At 61.4% G+C, this 18,658-nt stretch carries 12 protein-coding genes; 6 read left to right on the top strand and 6 right to left on the bottom strand.

The features are described from left to right. Positions 1–55: 55 nt before the first annotated feature. The 4 genes from ligA to AC07SU_RS16335 form a co-directional block, all read right to left on the bottom strand. Positions 56–2,416 (bottom strand): NAD-dependent DNA ligase LigA, encoded by a 2,361-nt coding sequence (gene ligA, locus AC07SU_RS16320; protein ID WP_494997603.1) that lies wholly within the window; start codon positions 2,414–2,416, stop codon positions 56–58. Positions 2,417–2,503: 87 nt separating this feature from the next. After that, on the bottom strand, positions 2,504–3,370 hold the full coding sequence (zipA, locus tag AC07SU_RS16325; protein WP_178924564.1) for a cell division protein ZipA: 867 nt from the start codon (positions 3,368–3,370) through the stop codon (positions 2,504–2,506). 259 nt (positions 3,371–3,629) lie between these two features. Beyond that, the gene (smc, locus tag AC07SU_RS16330) at positions 3,630–7,118 is read right to left on the bottom strand and encodes a chromosome segregation protein SMC (RefSeq protein ID WP_494997604.1); all 3,489 of its coding nucleotides are present in this window, start codon (positions 7,116–7,118) and stop codon (positions 3,630–3,632) included. A 2-nt stretch (positions 7,119–7,120) separates the two neighbouring features. After that, positions 7,121–7,780 carry a GntR family transcriptional regulator gene (locus tag AC07SU_RS16335; protein WP_494997605.1) on the bottom strand — a complete coding sequence of 220 codons (660 nt, stop codon included), beginning with the start codon at positions 7,778–7,780 and terminating at the stop codon, positions 7,121–7,123. A 280-nt stretch (positions 7,781–8,060) separates the two neighbouring features. On the opposite strand from AC07SU_RS16335, the gene xdhA reads away from it, so the two are divergent. The 4 genes from xdhA (at position 8,061) to guaD (ending at position 14,176) form a co-directional block, all read left to right on the top strand. Next, the gene (gene xdhA, locus AC07SU_RS16340; protein WP_494997606.1) at positions 8,061–9,509 is read left to right on the top strand and encodes a xanthine dehydrogenase small subunit; all 1,449 of its coding nucleotides are present in this window, start codon (positions 8,061–8,063) and stop codon (positions 9,507–9,509) included. Next, entirely contained in the window at positions 9,502–11,901 is a 2,400-nt protein-coding gene (gene xdhB, locus AC07SU_RS16345; RefSeq protein WP_494997607.1) for a xanthine dehydrogenase molybdopterin binding subunit, read from the top strand. Before xdhA ends, xdhB begins: the two co-directional genes overlap by 8 nt. A 118-nt stretch (positions 11,902–12,019) precedes the next feature. Beyond that, positions 12,020–12,859, top strand: a complete 840-nt coding sequence (xdhC, locus tag AC07SU_RS16350; RefSeq protein WP_494997608.1) for a xanthine dehydrogenase accessory protein XdhC — start codon at positions 12,020–12,022, stop codon at positions 12,857–12,859. 12 nt (positions 12,860–12,871) lie between these two features. Then, positions 12,872–14,176 carry a guanine deaminase gene (gene guaD, locus AC07SU_RS16355; protein ID WP_176996319.1) on the top strand — a complete coding sequence of 435 codons (1,305 nt, stop codon included), beginning with the start codon at positions 12,872–12,874 and terminating at the stop codon, positions 14,174–14,176. 155 nt (positions 14,177–14,331) lie between these two features. Here the strand turns inward: guaD and AC07SU_RS16360 are convergent, their stop codons facing one another. Then, entirely contained in the window at positions 14,332–15,096 is a 765-nt protein-coding gene (locus AC07SU_RS16360; RefSeq protein WP_176996320.1) for a GntR family transcriptional regulator, read from the bottom strand. Between the two features lie 228 nt (positions 15,097–15,324). On the opposite strand from AC07SU_RS16360, the gene AC07SU_RS16365 reads away from it, so the two are divergent. Continuing rightward, positions 15,325–16,515 carry a benzoate/H(+) symporter BenE family transporter gene (locus AC07SU_RS16365; RefSeq protein ID WP_494997609.1) on the top strand — a complete coding sequence of 397 codons (1,191 nt, stop codon included), beginning with the start codon at positions 15,325–15,327 and terminating at the stop codon, positions 16,513–16,515. Positions 16,516–16,552: 37 nt separating this feature from the next. Here the strand turns inward: AC07SU_RS16365 and AC07SU_RS16370 are convergent, their stop codons facing one another. Then, a complete protein-coding gene (locus AC07SU_RS16370) occupies positions 16,553–16,897 on the bottom strand; it encodes a YggL family protein (RefSeq protein ID WP_016979277.1) in 345 nt (114 codons plus the stop codon). A 238-nt stretch (positions 16,898–17,135) separates the two neighbouring features. Here AC07SU_RS16370 and dacB point away from each other — a divergent pair, with 238 nt between their 5' ends. Next, a complete protein-coding gene (gene dacB / locus AC07SU_RS16375; protein WP_176996322.1) occupies positions 17,136–18,596 on the top strand; it encodes a D-alanyl-D-alanine carboxypeptidase/D-alanyl-D-alanine endopeptidase in 1,461 nt (486 codons plus the stop codon). Positions 18,597–18,658: the final 62 nt, after the last annotated feature.

The raw sequence follows: 18,658 nt of genomic DNA on the forward strand, positions 1-18,658 counted from the left end.
GCCGGCGATGGGGCCCTTGAGATCGCCATCGCCGGCAAGCCGGGCTCCTACAGGGTTAGTCGACGGTGATGTTGTGCTTGGCGAGGAAGGCGACGAAGGCTTCTTCGTCCAGCACCTTCAGACCCAGCTCGCTGGCCTTGGCCAACTTGGAGCCCGCGCCCGGCCCGGCGACCACGCAGTGGGTTTTCGCCGAAACGGAACCGGCCACCTTGGCGCCGAGACTTTCCAGCTTGTCCTTGGCCACGTCACGGCTCATCAACTCCAGGGAGCCAGTAAGCACCCAGGTATGCCCTGCTTCGGGCAAGCCTTCGACGACTTTTTTCTCGCTCTGCCAATGCATGCCGAAGTCGCGGAGCTGCTGCTCGATGGCCAGGGCGCGGTTGGCGTTGTCGGCATTATCGAAGAACTCGCGCACGGCCTTGGCCTGCTTCTCGGGCAGCGCCTGACGCATGTCGAGCCAGTCGGCTTTGATCACGCCTTCGAGGCTGCCAAATTTGTCCGCCAGTTTCTGCGCAGCACCCGGGCCAACGCTCGGCACGTGCAGCTTGTCGAGCAAGCCACCCAACGTGGCGCTGGCAGCGAACTCGGCGCTCAAGTCGCCCTGATCCTGCAATTGAAGCCCGCATACTTCAGGCGACAGCAATGCACCGATCACTTCCTGGTTATGGCTGTCTTCAAAGAAGCTGTGAATCTCATGCGCCACTTCCAGGCCCACGTCAGGCAAGTACGTCAGCACTTCCGGCAAGGCCTTCTGCACGCGCTCCAGCGACGCCAGGGACCTTGCCAGCACTTTGGCGGTCTCCTCGCCCACATCGGGAATACCCAGGGCGTAGATAAACCGCGCCAGGGTCGGCGTCTTGCTGTTTTCGATGGCGGCGATCAGCTTCTTGCTGGAGATATCGGCAAAGCCCTCCAGGTCGATGATCTGTTCGTACTTGAGTTTGTAGAGATCCGCCGGCGAGCCGATGAGTTTCTCGTCCACCAACTGCTCGATGGTCTTGTCGCCCAGGCCGTCGATGTCCATGGCGCGACGCGAGACGAAATGAATGATCGCCTGCTTGAGCTGCGCCCCACACGCCAGGCGCCCGACGCAGCGGTACACCGCGCCTTCACTGACGGTTTCCTTGCCCTTGCTGCGCTTGACCAGTTGGGTGCGCTCCACGTGGGAACCGCACACCGGGCAGCTCTCGGGAATAGGCACCGCGCGGGCGTTTTCCGGACGGCGCTCAAGCACCACGGAGACGACTTGCGGGATCACATCACCGGCGCGGCGGATGATCACCGTGTCGCCGATCATCACACCCAGGCGCGCCACTTCGTCCATGTTGTGCAAGGTGGCATTGGACACAGTGACACCCGCGACCTTGACCGGCTTGAGGCGCGCCACCGGGGTGACGGCGCCCGTGCGGCCAACCTGGAACTCCACGTCGAGCAGTTCGGTGAGTTCTTCCAGGGCCGGGAATTTATGGGCGATGGCCCAACGCGGCTCGCGGGCACGAAAGCCCAGCTCACGCTGGGAAGCAATGCTGTTGACCTTGAACACCACGCCGTCGATCTCGTACGGCAGGCTGTTACGCCGTTCGCCGATATCGCGGTAGTACTCGAGGCAGTCCTGGATGCCCTTGGCCAGCTTCAGCTCGCGACTGATGGGCATGCCCCACTTCTGCAGCTGTTGCAGGTTGCCGATGTGGGTGTCGCTGATGTCCGTGGTCACGCCATAGCAGCAGAATTCCAGCGGGCGGCTGGCGGTGATCTTTGAATCCAGCTGGCGCAGGCTGCCCGCAGCGGCGTTGCGCGGGTTGGCGAAGGTCTTGCCGCCAACTTCCAGCTGCGAAGCATTGAGCCGCTCGAACCCGGCCTTGGACATGAACACTTCGCCACGCACTTCCAGGGTCGCCGGCCAGCCGCTGCCGTGCAGTTTTAACGGAATATTGCGCACGGTGCGCACGTTGACGCTGATGTCCTCGCCAGTGGTGCCGTCGCCACGGGTGGCGCCGCGTACCAACTCGCCATCCTGGTACAACAGGCTGACCGCCAGGCCGTCCAGTTTCGGCTCGCAGCTGTATTCCACCGCCGCGCCACCGCCGAACAGGTCGCCCACCGGCAGGTCGAGACCTTCGGTAACCCGACGATCGAATTCCAGCATAGTGGTTTCATCGAATGCGTTGCCAAGGCTGAGCATGGGGATCTCATGCTTGACCTGGGTGAACGCCGACAGCGCCGCACTGCCCACCCGCTGCGTCGGTGAATCCCGCGTGACCAGCTCCGGATGCTCGGCCTCCAGGGCCTTGAGCTCGTGGAACAGCCGGTCGTACTCGGCGTCCGGGATGCTCGGCTCGTCGAGGACGTGGTAGCGGTAGTTGTGCTGATCCAGTTCAGCGCGCAGTTCGAGGATGCGGGTGTGGGCGGCGGTCATGGGTGTTCTCTCATAAAGCAAAAGAGCAGCCGAAGCTGCTCAATATGTTAGTGCACGGATTCTACAGACAACGCTTAAGATCGAACCTCAGCGTTTCTGTGTCAGGGCGCGACGCTCGAACTCGACGATGCGCTGACGGTAGTGTTCGATGGTCTGGGCGGTCAGGACGCTGCGTTGATCGTCCTTGAGTTCGCCATTGAGCTCCTGGGACAGCTTGCGGGCTGCCGCCACCATCACGTCGAACGCTTGTTTCGGGTGACGCGGGCCTGGCAAACCGAGGAAGAAGCTCACGGCCGGGGTGCTGAACAGGTCGATGTCGTCCAGATCGAACGTGCCCGGCTTGACCGCGTTGGCCATGGAGAACAGCACTTCGCCGTTACCCGCCATGCTTTCGTGACGGTGGAAGATGTCCATCTCGCCAAAACGCAGGCCGCTTTCCAGGATGTTCTGCAACAGCGCCGGGCCCTTGAAGCCGGCCGCGTCGCGGCAAATCACGCTGATCACCAGCACTTCTTCAGCGGCCGGCTGGTCGTTTACCGACTGGCGCGGCGCGGTGCTCTTGCCAATGTTCTCGTCCGGGAAATCATCGTCTCGGCTGCTGAAGCTCGGGCCTTCATCGACGTCGAGGTTCAGGTCGCCCTGATGCGGCTCGGCGACCGGCGCGCTGTTGCGCTTGCCTCGCTTGGAAGACGGCTCACGGGCTTCACGCAGTGGCGCGCTCATCGACGGCAGGTCGTGCTCGTCCAGTTGCGGTTCTTTATGGGTATCCAGAACACGGGGCGGCCCCAGCAGCTCGGCACTGCCGTCGTCGTCCGGCAGGTTGGACAGGTTTCGGTCCAGGCGGAACTTGAGCTTGCCCTTGCCGCCGCGCATCCGGCGCCAGCCATCAAAAAGAATACCGGCAATGACAATAATGCCGATGACGATCAGCCACTCGCGCAGACCGATTTCCATGTAATCCCGTGCCTCTAATAAAAAATGCTGAAAAATAAGGGGTTTAGCACCGTGCAAACCGCTTTAAAACGTGGCGCCAACTCTATGTTCTGACTGACGTTTTGCCCACGCACACGAAAAATTGACATTAAACTAGCACGACCAAAGATAACTTTACACCGTCTGTCAAAATGCCTTGAACAAATATGTCCATTTGCCATATTTCACAGCCGGTTCCATCACCTTACATCCTGCTGAAAATTCTCTTTCACAGCGTGGTTCAGGATTCCACCATCGCCATCGCTTCTTCCACGTCCACCGCCACCAGGCGCGAACAGCCCGGTTCGTGCATCGTCACACCCATCAGTTGATCAGCCATTTCCATGGCGATCTTGTTGTGGGTGATATAGATGAACTGCACCGTCTGGGACATCTCTTTAACCAAGCGTGCGTACCGTCCAACGTTAGCGTCATCCAGCGGGGCGTCAACTTCATCGAGCATGCAGAACGGCGCCGGGTTCAACTTGAAGATGGCAAATACCAGGGCCAATGCGGTCAGGGCCTTCTCGCCGCCGGACAACAAATGGATGGTGCTGTTCTTCTTGCCCGGAGGCCGCGCCATGATCGTTACCCCAGTATCGAGTAGATCTTCGCCCGTCAGTTCCAAGTAAGCGCTGCCTCCACCGAAAACTTTCGGGAATAAGGCCTGTAAACCGCCATTAATCTGATCAAAGGTATCTTTGAAACGATTACGGGTTTCCTTGTCGATCTTGCGGATCACGTTTTCCAAGGTGTCCAGGGCCTCGACCAGGTCGGCGTCCTGGGCGTCCAGGTAACGCTTACGCTCGGACTGTTGCTGGTATTCGTCGATAGCCGCGAGGTTGATCGCGCCGAGGCGTTGGATACGTGCAGCAATGCGCTCAAGTTCTTCTTCGGCGTCTTTCTCGTTGGCCTGGGCGGTCAGGGTATTGAGCACGCCGTGCAGGTCGTAGCCGTCTTCGAGCAACTGGTCCTGCAAGGTCTTGCGGCGCACGGTCAGGGCTTGCCATTCCATGCGCTGTTGCTCGAGCTGGCCGCGGATCAGTTGGGATTGTTGCTCGGCCTGGGTGCGGCGCTTTTCGGCATCACGCAGTTCGCGGTCGGCGTCTTCCAGGGCGATTTGCGCGGTCTTGAGTTCTTCATCGACGGTCATGCGCTTGTCGAGCAGCTCTTCGAGCTTGAGGCGCAACTCTTCCAGTGGCGCTTCGCCCTCTTCCAAGTTGAGGCTCAGTTGCTCGCGCTTTTCGGTGAGGCGTTCGGACTGCATCTCCAAACGCTCGAGGGCCTGGGCCGTGGACGCGTGCTGAGCCTTGAGCGAACCCAAACGCACCGCCAACTGGTGGGCGTGATCTTTATGCTGACGGGCTTCCTGGCGCACGCGGTCAAGGCGCTCGCGCAGGCTGTCGCGCTGGGCCAGCAGCAGTTCGCGCTGCTCGGTGTCCAGCGCCATGCTGTCGAGGGCTTCCTGCAAATGCAGGCGCGCCTCGCCAATCTGTTCGTGTTCCAGGGCGCGCTGCTCGCCCATCTCGGCGACTTCCTCGTCAAGACGGGTACGGCGCAGGGTCAGTTGCTCGACCTTGGCTTTGCTCGCGGAAAGCTGGGCTTTCAGCTCGCCTTGCTGGCGCGCTTCGTCCTGCAACAGGCGGCGCAGGTGTTCGCGGCCGGTCTCTTGCTGGCGCTGGGTGGCGCGCAAGGTTTGCAGCTGGGTTTCCAGGCCTTCAAGGGTGGCTTCGCGCTCTTCACGCTCGGCGATCAGGTTGACGATTTCCTGGCCTCGGGCCAACACGCCGCTTTCCGCTTCACTGGCGCGACGCACCCGCAAGAAGTGCCGACCGACCCAATAGCCGTCGCGGCTGATCAGGCTTTCACCAGCACCCAGTTGACCGCGCTGGGCCAGCGCCTGCTCCAGCGAATCCACCGGTTTGACCTGGCCCAGCCACGGCGACAGGTCAATCGCCGCCTCGACTTTATCCAGCAAGCTGCCCGGTACTCGCGTGCCGTCCGCTGCCGGGCTGAGCAAACGCAAGTCACCCTGGGCAAAACCCGACAGGTCGAACGCGCCAAAATCATCCACCAGCACCGCTTGCAGGTCAGCGCCCAGCACGGTTTCCACCGCCAGCTCCCAACCGGCTTCCACTTTCAAGCCTTCGGCCAAACGCGGGCGCTCGGCCAGGTGCTGGTCGCGCAACCATTCGGCGGTGCCAGTGCCCGGGTCCAGCGCGGCTTGCTGCAAGGCTTCCAGGGACGCCAGACGCCCGTTCAAGCGCTGTAAATCACCCTGGGCCTGCTGTTGCGCCTGGGTCGCCTGTTGCAGTTGCTGACGCAATTGCTCCAGGCGCTCCACTTGTTGTTCTTCGCTGGCTTCCAGCTCTTCCAGCGTCATTTCGCTTTCGGCCAGTTGCTCGCTCAACTCCATGATCGCCGCGTCTTCCGGGTCGGCGGAGAGCAACGCGCGCTCTTCCTGCATGCGGCGCTGGCGCTCGGCCAGGCGCTCCATGCTGGTTTCCAGTTGCTGGATGCGCGACTGTTGCACCTCAGCCTGACGGCGCGGCTCGGCGGATTGCAGGTTGAAGGTGTCCCACTGCTCCTGCCAGCCGTGCATAGTGGTTTCGGATTCTTCCAGGGCGGCGGCGGCCTCTTCGGCGGCGGCGCTGGTGACTTCCTGCTCGGGGGTGAGCATGTCCAGCTCTTCGCCGAGGGTCAGCAGCAAGGTGCGGTCATGGCCCAGGTGGGATTCGGTCTCCAGGCGCGCGCGCTCGGCTTCCTTCAAGTCATCCTGCAACTGGCGCAGGCGCTGCTGGCCGTGCTGGATGCTTTGCTCGACGCGGGCAATGTCGCCGCCCACCGAATAAAAGCGGCCCTGCACCAGATTGAAGCGTTCGGACAGGTCATGGTGACCGTCACGCAGGCGCTCGATGCTGGCGTCGGCATTGCGCTGCTCGGCCACCAGGGCCTCAAAGCTGATTTCCTGGGTGCCGATGATCGCTTCGCGCTGGCCCACCTGGTCATTCAACGCCTGCCAGCGCAGGGCCGACAGCTGAGCCTTGAGCTGGCGCTCTTCGCCCTTGTATTCCTGATACTTCTCGGCGGCCTGGGCCTGGCGGTGCAGGCGCTCCAACTGGCGCTCCAGCTCTTCGCGCAGGTCGGTGAGGCGGGCGAGGTTTTCGTGGGTACGGCGAATGCGGTTTTCAGTCTCGCGACGGCGCTCCTTGTACTTGGAGATGCCGGCCGCTTCCTCGATAAAGTTGCGCAGGTCTTCGGGCTTGGCTTCGATCAGCTTGGAGATCATGCCCTGTTCGATGATCGAGTAGCTGCGCGGGCCCAGGCCTGTGCCGAGGAAAATATCGGTAATGTCCCGACGGCGACACTTGGTGCCGTTGAGGAAGTAGCTGTTCTGGCTGTCGCGGGTCACTTTGCGGCGGATGGAAATTTCCGCATAAGCTGCGTATTCGCCGATCAAGGTGCCATCGGAGTTATCGAACACCAATTCGATGCTGGCCTGGCTCACCGGCTTACGGCTGGTGGAGCCGTTGAAGATGACGTCGGTCATCGACTCGCCACGCAGGTTTTTCGCCGAGCTCTCGCCCATCACCCAACGGACGGCGTCGATGATGTTCGACTTGCCGCAACCATTGGGCCCGACCACCGCCGCCATGTTACTGGGGAAGTTCACCGTGGTCGGGTCGACGAAGGATTTGAACCCCGCCAGTTTGATGCACTTGAGCCGCACGTTTAGGCGTCCGCCAACGCAGCGATGACCAGCGAGCAACTGCGCTGGCCATAGGCCGAGAGTACTTGGCGGATCTGCACCAGGTCACGGGCGAGCACGGCGGCGAGCAGTTGCTCGAACAGCGCCAGGTACTCGCTCATCGACGCCTTGCGCTGATCCAGCGCCAGGTAATAAGCGCGGTTCATCGCCGGTTGCAGGTTCTCGACGGTTTCCTGCAGGTACGGGTTATTGGCGAAGGGGTACGCGGCGCGCATCACGTTGAAGCTTTCTTCGACGAAGGCGCGGATGTCCTGGCGCTCGAAACTCGCCACCAGGCGCTGTTGGATCTGCAGGAACGGGCCCATGTCAGCCTGGGTCTGCCAGCCTTGGGCCACGGCGTTGCCCAGCAGGATGTACAGCTCGCCCATCAAGGTGCACAGGCTCTGCACCTTGTGCGCGGTGAGCTCGGTGACGTGGGCACCACGGCGCGGCAGGATCGCGATCAGGTGGCGGCGTTCGAGGATCAGCAAGGCTTCACGCACGGAACCACGGCTGACATTGAGTGCCAGCGTGACCTTCTGTTCCTGGATCCGCTCCCCAGGCTTGAGATCGCCGCGAATGATACGTTCGGCGAGGTGGTGAGCAATTTGCTCGGCGAGACTGTCCGGCGCCTTGAACGTCATGTTTTCCCTTCAAAATCTTCTATCGGTACAAGCGCGGCAGTGTAGCGCATTGGCCCGCTGATGGCGCTACGCCCACCGTGGCGAATTTGGCATGAAATAAGCAGCGCTGAAAAGCCAAAAGCCCCTGAAAACGCCGGTTCCAGAAGACTGGACCATAATTGAAAGTGTTGCGACTGCATTTTCTTGACCTTCTGGTCAGAAAATCATTGACCGAAAAGTCAGAGATGACTAGATTCGGCGCAAAGCGGTTAACAACAATAATGAGTCTGCGAGGCCTTCCGTGATCCAGTTTTTACTTAACAGGGAACTCCGTAGCGAGCACGCCCTGGACCCCAACCTGACCGTGCTCAACTACCTGCGTGAGCACCTGGGCAAATCCGGTACCAAGGAAGGCTGCGCCAGCGGCGATTGCGGTGCGTGCACCGTGGTGGTCGGCGAGCTGCATACCGATGCACAAGGCGTCGAGCAGATCCGTTATCGCAGCCTCAACTCGTGCCTGACCTTTGTGTCTTCCCTGCACGGCAAGCAACTGATCAGCGTCGAAGACCTCAAGCACCAGGGCCAACTGCACAGCGTGCAACAGGCCATGGTCGAGTGCCACGGCTCGCAATGCGGCTTTTGCACCCCGGGTTTCGTGATGTCGCTGTTCGCCCTGCAAAAGAACAGCGATGCCCCCGACAGCCAAAAAGCCCACGAAGCCCTGGCCGGCAACCTGTGCCGCTGCACCGGCTACCGCCCAATCCTAGCCGCCGCCGAACAGGCGTGCTGCAACAAACCCCAAGACCAGTTCGACAGCCGCCAAGCCGAGACCATCGCCCAGCTCAAAGCCATCGCGCCAACGCAAACCGGTGAACTCAACAGCGGCGACAAGCGCTGCCTGGTGCCGCTGACCGTCGCCGACCTGGCTGACCTCTATGACGCCTACCCCCAAGCCCGCCTGCTGGCCGGCGGCACCGACCTGGCGCTGGAAGTCACCCAGTTCCACCGCACACTGCCGGTGATGATCTACGTCGGCAATATCGACGAGATGAAGCGCATCGAAGACTTCGACGATCGCCTGGAAATCGGCGCCGCCACCGCCCTCTCCGACTGCTACGCCGCGCTGCACCACGCCTATCCGGACTTCGGCGACTTGCTGCACCGCTTCGCCTCCCTGCAGATCCGCAACCAGGGCACCCTGGGCGGCAACATCGGCAACGCTTCGCCCATCGGCGATTCGCCGCCGCTGCTGATCGCCCTGGGCGCGCAGATCGTGCTGTGCAAAGGCAACACCCGCCGTACCCTGGCGCTGGAAGACTACTTCATCGACTACCGCGTCACCGCCCGCCAAGACAGCGAGTTCATCGAGAAGATCATCGTGCCCAAGGGCCACACGCTGTTTCGCGCGTACAAGGTTTCCAAGCGCCTGGACGATGACATTTCCGCTGTCTGCGCCGCGTTCAACCTGAAGCTCGACAACGGTGTAATCAGCGATGCCCGCGTGGCCTTTGGCGGCATGGCCACCATCCCCAAACGTGCGAAGCACTGCGAAACCGTGCTGATCGGCGCGACCTGGAACGCTGCCACCGTGGAAAAAGCCTGCGCCGCCCTGGCCGAAGACTTCACCCCGCTTTCTGACTTCCGCGCCAGCAAGGAATACCGCCTGCTCAGCGCCCAGAACCTGCTGCGCAAATACTTCATCGAGCTGCAAACGCCACACATCGAGACTCGGGTGACCGCTTATGTCTAACCATCACGCCGTCGTTAAAACCCAGGCTGAACTGGCCGAGCTGTTCGCCCAGGACCTCACCTCAGGTGTGGGCCGCAGCGTCAAGCATGACAGCGCCGCCAAGCATGTGTCCGGTGAAGCGCAGTACATCGATGACCGCCTGGAATTCCCCAACCAGTTGCACCTGTATGCACGCATGTCCGACCGCGCCCATGCGCGCATCATCAGCATCGACACCGCGCCCTGCTACGCCTTTGAAGGCGTGCGCATCGCCATCACCCACGAAGACGTGCCGGGCCTGAAAGACATCGGCCCGCTGATGCCCGGCGACCCGTTGCTGGCCATCGACACCGTGCAGTTCGTTGGCCAGGTGGTGCTGGCAGTGGCGGCCCGCGACCTGGAAACCGCACGCAAAGCGGCGATGGCCGCCGTGATCGAATACGAAGACCTGGAGCCGGTGCTGGACGTGGTCGAGGCGTTTCGCAAGAAGCACTTTGTGCTCGACAGCCACACCCACCAGCGCGGCGACTCAGCGGGCGCATTGGCCACGGCGAAACACCGTATCCAGGGCACCTTGCACATCGGCGGCCAGGAACACTTCTACCTGGAAACCCAGATCTCTTCGGTGATGCCCACTGAAGACGGCGGCATGATCGTCTACTGCTCCACGCAGAACCCCACCGAAGTGCAGAAGCTGGTGGCCGAAGTGCTGGACGTGTCGATGAACAAGATCGTCGTGGACATGCGCCGCATGGGCGGCGGCTTTGGCGGCAAGGAAACCCAGGCCGCCAGCCCCGCGTGCCTGTGCGCAGTGGTTGCACGCATCACCGGCCAGCCGACCAAGATGCGCCTGCCGCGCGTCGAAGACATGCTGATGACCGGCAAGCGCCACCCCTTCTATATCGAATACGACGTGGGCTTTGACGACAGCGGCCGCCTGCACGGGATCAACCTGGAATTGGCGGGCAACTGCGGCTGCTCACCAGACCTGTCCAACTCGATTGTCGACCGCGCCATGTTCCACTCCGACAACTCGTATTACCTGGGCGACGCCACGGTCAACGGCCATCGCTGCAAGACCAACACCGCGTCCAATACCGCGTATCGCGGCTTCGGCGGCCCGCAGGGCATGGTTGCCATCGAAGAAGTGATGGACGCCATCGCCCGCCACCTGGCGCTGGACCCGCTGGCGGTGCGCAAGGCCAACTACTACGGCAAGACCGAGCGCAACGTCACTCACTACTACCAGACTGTCGAGCACAACATGCTCGAAGAGATGACCGCCGAGCTGGAAGCCAGCAGCCAATACGCCGAGCGCCGCGAAGCGATCCGCCTGTACAACGCCCACAGCCCGATCCTGAAAAAAGGCCTGGCGCTGACCCCGGTGAAGTTCGGCATTTCGTTTACCGCCAGCTTCCTCAACCAGGCCGGTGCGCTGATTCACATCTACACCGACGGCAGCATCCACCTGAACCACGGCGGCACCGAGATGGGCCAGGGCTTGAACACCAAGGTCGCACAAGTGGTCGCCGAAGTGTTCCAGGTGGAAATCGACCGCGTGCAGATCACCGCGACCAACACTGACAAGGTGCCCAACACTTCGCCAACTGCCGCTTCCAGCGGTGCCGACCTGAACGGCAAGGCCGCACAGAATGCTGCCGAAACCATCAAGCAGCGCCTGGTGGAATTCGCCGCACGCAAGTACGACGTGAGCGAAGCGGACGTGGAGTTCCACAACGGCCACGTGCGTGTGCGCGATCAGATCCTGACGTTTGAGGCGTTGATCCAGCAGGCGTATTTCGCCCAGGTCTCGCTGTCGAGCACCGGCTTCTACAAGACCCCGAAAATCTACTACGACCGCAGCCAGTCACGGGGTCGGCCGTTCTACTACTTCGCCTTTGGCGCCGCCTGTTGCGAAGTGATCGTCGACACCCTGACCGGCGAATACAAGATGCTGCGCACCGACATCCTGCACGACGTGGGCGCCTCGCTGAACCCGGCCATCGACATTGGCCAGGTGGAAGGCGGTTTCATCCAGGGCATGGGCTGGCTGACCATGGAAGAACTGGTGTGGAACAACAAGGGCAAGCTGATGACCAACGGCCCGGCCAGCTACAAGATCCCGGCCGTGGCCGACATGCCACTGGACCTGCGGGTGAAGCTGGTGGAGAACCGCAAGAACCCGGAAGACACGGTGTTCCATTCCAAGGCCGTGGGCGAGCCGCCGTTCATGCTCGGGATTGCCTCGTGGTGCGCGATCAAGGATGCGGTGGCGAGCCTGGGTGACTATCGCCATCAGCCGAAGATCGATGCGCCGGCGACGCCGGAGCGGGTGTTGTGGGGATGTGAGCAGATGCGGCAGTTGAGTGCGGCGAAGGCTGTTGAGACTGAAACCGAGCTGGCTTCGCTTTAGGACCGAGGAGCTGCTATCGCAGGCAAGCCAGCTCCCACATTTGACGGTGTTCACAAATCAAAATGTGGGAGCGGGCTTGCCCGCGATGGCGGCCTGACAGACACCACAAGAGGTGACTATGAATTATTGGATCAGCGCCCTCGCCGACCTGCAAAACCGCGGTGAACCCTGCGTACTCGTCACCATCATCGAAGAACTCGGCTCCACGCCACGCAACGCCGGTTCCAAGATGGTGATCAGCGCCGCGCAAACCTTCGACACCATCGGCGGCGGCCACCTGGAATACAAGGCGATGCAGATCGCCCGGGACATGCTCGTTCGTGGCCAGCAGAACACCCACCTGGAGCGCTTTAGCCTCGGTGCCAGCCTGGGCCAGTGCTGCGGTGGTGTGACCGTGTTGCTGTTCGAACCCATGGGCCAGGTGCAGGCGCAGATCGCTGTGTTTGGCGCCGGCCACGTGGGCCGCGCACTGGTGCCGTTGCTGGCCAGCCTGCCGTGCCGGGTGCGCTGGATCGATTCCCGTGACCAGGAGTTTCCAGAACATATCCCACAAGGCGTGCGTAAAATCGTCAGCGAAGAGCCGGTCGACGAAATTGCCGACCTGCCGGTGGGCAGTTACTGCATCGTGATGACCCACAATCACGCGCTGGACCTGGAACTCACCGCTGCCCTGCTCAAGCGCAACGACTTCGCCTACTTCGGCCTGATCGGTTCGAAGACCAAACGTGTCAAGTTCGAACACCGCCTGCGTGATCGCGGCTTCGACGCCGCGCAACTGCAACGCATGCGCTGCCCCATGGGCCTCACCGAGGTGAAGGGCAAATTGCCGGTGGAAATCGCGATCTCCATCGCCGGCGAAATCATCGCCACCTATAACGCCAATTTCGGCCAGCACACAGCCAGCGCCGAACCTATTGCCAAACTGCTGCCGGCGTCACGTCGCAGCCAAGCCATTTGAATTGAGATCACCATGCCTTTGACTCGCAAAGCCTACCGTGCCGCCCTTCTGCACAGCATCGCCGACCCTGCGCAAGTGGGGATCGAAGCCTCCTATGAGTACTTTGAAGACGGCCTGCTGGTGATCGAAAACGGCCAGATCAGCGCCATCGGCCATGCAGGTGACTTGTTGCCGACGCTGCCCGCCGACATCGAAGTCACCCATTACCAAGATGCGCTGATTACCCCCGGCCTGATCGACACCCACATCCACCTGCCGCAAACCGGCATGGTCGGCGCCTACGGCGAGCAGTTGCTGGATTGGCTCAACACCTACACCTTCCCGTGTGAAAGCCAGTTCGCCGACAAGGCCCATGCCGAAGAAGTCGCGGATATTTTCATCAAGGAACTGCTGCGCAACGGCACCACCACCGCACTGGTGTTCGGCAGCGTGCACCCGCAGTCGGTGAATGCCTTTTTCGAAGCGGCCGAGAAGCTCGACCTGCGTATGATCGCCGGCAAGGTGATGATGGACCGCAACGCGCCGGACTACCTCACCGACACCGCCGAAAGCGGCTACCAGGAAAGCAAGGCGCTGATCGAGCGCTGGCACGGCAAAGGCCGCCTGCACTACGCGGTCACCCCACGCTTTGCACCGACCAGTACGCCGGAACAACTGGCACTCGCCGGGCAATTGCTGGGCGAATACCCGGACCTGTACATGCAGACTCACATCAGTGAGAACAAGCAGGAAGTGGAGTGGGTGAAAGAGCTGTTCCCGGAGCGCAACGGCTACCTGGATGTGTACGACCACTACAAGCTGCTCGGCGAACGCTCGGTGTTTGCCCATGGTGTGCATTTGTGTGATGACGAGTGCGCGCGCCTGGCAGAAACCGGCTCGGCGGTTGCGTTCTGCCCTACGTCAAACTTCTTCCTCGGCAGTGGCTTGTTTAACCTGCCAATGGCGGAAAAACACAAATTGAACGTAGGCCTGGGCACCGACGTGGGCGGCGGCACCAGCTTCTCGCTGCTGCAAACCCTGAACGAAGCCTACAAGGTGATGCAGTTGCAGGGCGCGCGGTTGAGCCCGTTCAAGTCGCTGTACCTGGCAACCCTGGGCGGTGCGCGTGCGCTGCGCCTGGAAGACAAGATCGGCACGCTGCAGCCAGGCACCGATGCGGACTTCCTGGTGCTGGACTACAACGCCACGCCACTGCTGAGTTATCGCTTGAAGCAGGCGAACACCATTGCCGAGACGTTGTTTGTGCTGATGACGCTGGGGGATGATCGGACGGTGTTGCAGACGTATGCGGCGGGGCAGCTCGTGCACCAACGCTAAGTTCAGGTACACCACAAAACCAAATGCGGGAGCGGGTTTATGTGGGAGCTGGCTTGCCTGCGATGCAGACACCTCGGTCTTTCTGTTAGACCCAGGTGATGCCATCGCAGGCAAGCCAGCTCCCACACAAGCCGGCCCCCACATTTTTTTTGGGATCAGAGTTTGATCGAGGAGCGCCCTGGCTTCTTGGTCTGCAAAAGGTGCGAAAACACCGCATGCAAATCATCCGACGCGCTCTCTTCATCGAGGTTGAGCTTGCTGTCGATGTGATCCATGTGATGCATCATCAAATCCACCGCCAGCACCGCGTCCCGCGCTTCGATCGCATCGATCAACTGGGTGTGTTCATCGTAGGAGCAGTGCGAGCGGTTGCCGCTTTCGTACTGGGCGATGATCAACGACGTCTGGGACACCAGGCTGCGCTGGAAGCTGATCAACGGCGCGTTCTTCGCCGCTTCGGCCAGCTTGAGGTGGAATTCACCGGAAAGGCGGATGCCCGCACCGCGATCGCCCCGGGAGAAACTGTCGCGCTCATCGTTGACCATCTGGCGCAGTTCGGCCAGTTGTTCGGCCGTGGCGTGCTGTACCGCCAGTTCGGTGATCGCCCGCTCCACCAGACGCCGCGCCATGAACACCTGGCGGGCCTCTTCGACACTCGGGCTGGCAACCACGGCGCCACGATTGGGCCGCAGCAGCACCACGCCTTCATGGGCCAGGCGCGACAGCGCACGGCGAATGATGGTGCGGCTGACGCCAAAGATTTCGCCCAGTGCCTCTTCACTCAATTTGGTACCGGGTGCCAGGCGTTGTTCGAGGATCGCCTCGAAGATATGCGCGTAGACGATATCGTCCTGGGTTCCGCTGCGACCGGCCTTGCCAGCTCGCGGTTGTTTCTTGAGAGGTTGCAACTGTTCGTTCATGGGCACTCGGGTTTGGAGAACGGCGGCGAATTAACGGTAATACGGCAACAGCGTGTCGCTGGCAAGTATCACCTAAAAACAGGGCACATTGTACACAACCGGTTGCGCCAACACACTGTACGGCTGTTTGCGGTGTCGGCTGTATTGCAATGAGTGGTTACGTTTGAGTTTAGGCTTGAATTCACGCCTTCATCGGTAAAAAGCCTCAGGTAAAAGGAACACCTCGCCATGACACACGCCACCCAAGCGCCGTTGCGCCCGTTGGCCGACACTTCGCCGTCCGCGGTCGTCGCCGGTTTCATCGCCATGATGACCGGCTACACCAGCTCCCTGGTGCTGATGTTCCAGGCCGGCCAGGCCGCCGGCTTGACCACGGCGCAGATTTCCTCGTGGATCTGGGCGATCTCCATCGGCATGGCGGTGTGCAGCATCGGCCTGTCCCTGCGCTATCGCACGCCGATCACCATTGCCTGGTCCACCCCCGGCGCGGCGCTGTTGATCACCAGCCTGGGCGGCGTGAGTTATGGCGAAGCCATTGGTGCCTACATCACCTGCGCGGTGCTGGTGACAATTTGCGGGCTGACCGGCAGCTTTGAAAAACTGGTCAAGCGCATCCCGGCATCGCTGGCGGCGGCCTTGCTCGCCGGCATCCTGTTCAAGATCGGCAGCGAGATCTTCGTCGCCGCGCAGCATCGCACCGGCCTGGTGCTGGGGATGTTTTTCACCTACCTGGTGATCAAGCGCCTGTCGCCGCGCTACGCGGTGCTGGCCGCATTGGTGATTGGCACCGCGTTGTCAGGGCTGATGGGATTGCTGGATTTCAGCGGCTTTCACCTGGAAGTGGCCACGCCGGTGTGGACCACCCCGCACTTCTCCCTGGCCGCCACCATCAGCATCGGCATCCCGCTGTTTGTGGTGGCGATGACCTCACAGAACATGCCGGGTGTTGCCGTGCTACGTGCCGATGGTTACAACGTGCCGGCCTCGCCGCTGATCACGGCCACCGGCCTGGCTTCCCTGGTGCTGTCGCCCTTCGGTTCCCACGGCATCAACCTGGCGGCGATCAGCGCGGCCATCTGCACCGGCCCCCATGCCCATGAAGACCGCAACAAACGCTACACCGCGGCGGTGTGGTGCGGTGTGTTCTACGGGATTGCCGGGGTGTTTGGCGCTACCTTGGCGGCACTGTTCGCAGCCCTGCCCAAGGAACTGGTGCTGTCGATTGCAGCCTTGGCGCTGTTTGGCTCGATCATCAATGGCTTGAGCATTGCCATGAATGAGCCGAAGGAACGGGAAGCGGCGCTGATCACCTTTATGGTCACCGCGTCTGGCTTGACGCTGTTTTCCATCGGCTCGGCGTTCTGGGGGATTGTGGCGGGAGTGTTGACGCTATTGATTCTGAACTGGCGCAAGGCATAAAAAAACGGCGACCCTCAGGTCGCCGTTTTTTTGAGTATCACTTAGCCGCGTTGATCGGCTTTTCCGGATACCACACGTCGAGCAGCGGGCTGACTTCAGCCTTGGTCAGCTCGGAACGGGTTTTCAGCCAGGCTTCAACAGCAGCACGTTGCTCTTCGGACACCGAGCCGCGCTTCTGCAGGCAAACCAGACCGAAGTCGTCGCCGCCCACGTAGCCCAGGCCGTTGGCTTCCATGGCTTCTTTGATGAATGCTTCGAGGAAAGCGTCGATAGCTTCTTCACTCAGGCCTTCGTTGAAGTCCAGGTTCAGTTCGAAACCCAGCTCTTGAAATTCATCAACGCACAGTTTTTTGCGCAGACGCTGGGAACGGTTAGTCGCCATTGGAACAATCCTCTTAAGTAATAACGGGCGGCACTTTAGCAGTTTAAGGCGGCGATTGCCCGACTCTCTGGGACAGGCGGCCATTGGCCCGCAAAAAAAACGCCTAATACCAGCTATCGTTCAGCTACAAGTGGATCCACCTTGGGGCATAATGCCGACACTTTCATGACCATTGAGGGATTTTTCCTATTTACCCCTCGCCTTTTTCACCCTCCTCAGCAGTAGGGTTTTACTTCTTATGATCAAATCTTTGCGTCCATTTCTGCTTGCCAGCGTTCTCCTGCCCCTGGCCTTTTCCGTCACCGCCGCCCCGATCAACAACACCCTGCCGCCGAATGTCCAACAGGCCCTGCAGAAAGCCAAGATTCCCAATACCTCGCTGTCCCTGGTGATGCTGCCGCTCAACGGCCCCGGTACACCGACCGTGTTCAACGCCGACGTGTCGGTCAACCCCGCCTCCACCATGAAGCTGGTCACCACCTACGCCGCCCTGGAAATGCTCGGCCCCAACCACCAGTGGAAAACCGAGTTCTACACCGACGGCACCCTCAGCGGTGGCGTGTTGCACGGCAACCTGTACCTCAAGGGCGGCGGCGACCCCAAGCTAAACATGGAAAAGCTCTGGCTGCTGATGCGTGACCTGCGTGCCAATGGCGTGCAGCAAGTCACCGGCGACCTGGTGCTGGACCGCAGCTTCTTCAACCAACCGCAATTGCCCGAGTTCAACGACGACGGCAACGACGAGAACAAGCCGTTCCTGGTCAAGCCGGACGCCCTGTTGGTCAACCTCAAGGCCTTGCGCTTCGTGACCCGCAACGATTCGGGCCGGGTGATCGTGTCGGTCGAACCGCCGATTGCCAGCATTCGCATCGACAACCAAGTGAAAGTCTCCAACGCCAAGCAGTGCACCGGCGACGTGCGCTACAACCCGGTCACGGCGGCTGATGGCAGCGTGACCGTCACCGTCAGCGGCCAGTTGGGCGATGGCTGCAGCTCGCAGACCTACCTGTCGCTGCTCGACCACGCCACCTACACCGCCGGCGCCGTGCGTGCGATCTGGCAGGAACTGGGCGGCACCATCCAGGGCCGTGATATCCAGGCGCCGGTGCCCAAAGACGCCAAGGTGCTGGCCCGCGCATTCTCGCCGGACCTGGCGGAGATCATCCGCGACATCAACAAATACAGTAACAACACCATGGCCCAGCAGCTGTTCCTGAGCCTGGGCGCGCAGTTCCGCAACGATGCCGACGGCGACGATGCCAAGGCTGCGCAACGCGTGGTTCGTCAATGGCTGGCCAAGAAAGGCATCACCGCGCCGCACCTGGTGATGGAGAACGGCTCCGGCCTGTCCCGCGCCGAACGGGTCAGCGCCCGTGAGATGGCGGCCATGCTGCAAGCGGCCTGGAAAGGACCTTACGCGGCGGAATACATCAGTTCGCTGCCGATTGCCGGCACCGACGGCACCATGCGTAAACGCCTGAAAACCACGGCCATGCGCGGTGAAGCCCACGTGAAGACCGGCACCTTGAATACCGTGCGCGCCATCGCCGGGTTCAGCCGCGACAACAACGGCAACAGCTGGGTGGTGGTGGCGATCCTCAACGACTCGAAACCGTGGGGCGCTTCGTCTGTGTTGGATCAGGTGTTGCTGGACCTGTATCGCCAGCCCAAAGCCGTGGCTGCCGCCCCGGTCCTGTAGGCCTTTGTAGGAGCCGGCTTGCCGGCGATGGCACCCGAAAGATCACCCTTGAACTTTCGGGC

It is taken from the genome of Pseudomonas sp. GW821-FHT05H12 (genome assembly GCF_059419385.1).

What these genes read in the sequence shown, in the direction of transcription:
- ligA (WP_494997603.1), bottom strand. Translation starts at nt 2,416, where the DNA reads ATGACCGCCGCCCACACCCGCATCCTCGAACTGCGCGCTGAACTGGAT.
- zipA (WP_178924564.1), bottom strand. Translation starts at nt 3,370, where the DNA reads ATGGAAATCGGTCTGCGCGAGTGGCTGATCGTCATCGGCATTATTGTC.
- AC07SU_RS16335 (WP_494997605.1), bottom strand. Translation starts at nt 7,780, where the DNA reads ATGACGTTCAAGGCGCCGGACAGTCTCGCCGAGCAAATTGCTCACCAC.
- xdhB (WP_494997607.1), top strand. Translation starts at nt 9,502, where the DNA reads ATGTCTAACCATCACGCCGTCGTTAAAACCCAGGCTGAACTGGCCGAG.
- xdhC (WP_494997608.1), top strand. Translation starts at nt 12,020, where the DNA reads ATGAATTATTGGATCAGCGCCCTCGCCGACCTGCAAAACCGCGGTGAA.
- guaD (WP_176996319.1), top strand. Translation starts at nt 12,872, where the DNA reads ATGCCTTTGACTCGCAAAGCCTACCGTGCCGCCCTTCTGCACAGCATC.
- AC07SU_RS16360 (WP_176996320.1), bottom strand. Translation starts at nt 15,096, where the DNA reads ATGAACGAACAGTTGCAACCTCTCAAGAAACAACCGCGAGCTGGCAAG.
- AC07SU_RS16365 (WP_494997609.1), top strand. Translation starts at nt 15,325, where the DNA reads ATGACACACGCCACCCAAGCGCCGTTGCGCCCGTTGGCCGACACTTCG.
- AC07SU_RS16370 (WP_016979277.1), bottom strand. Translation starts at nt 16,897, where the DNA reads ATGGCGACTAACCGTTCCCAGCGTCTGCGCAAAAAACTGTGCGTTGAT.
- dacB (WP_176996322.1), top strand. Translation starts at nt 17,136, where the DNA reads ATGATCAAATCTTTGCGTCCATTTCTGCTTGCCAGCGTTCTCCTGCCC.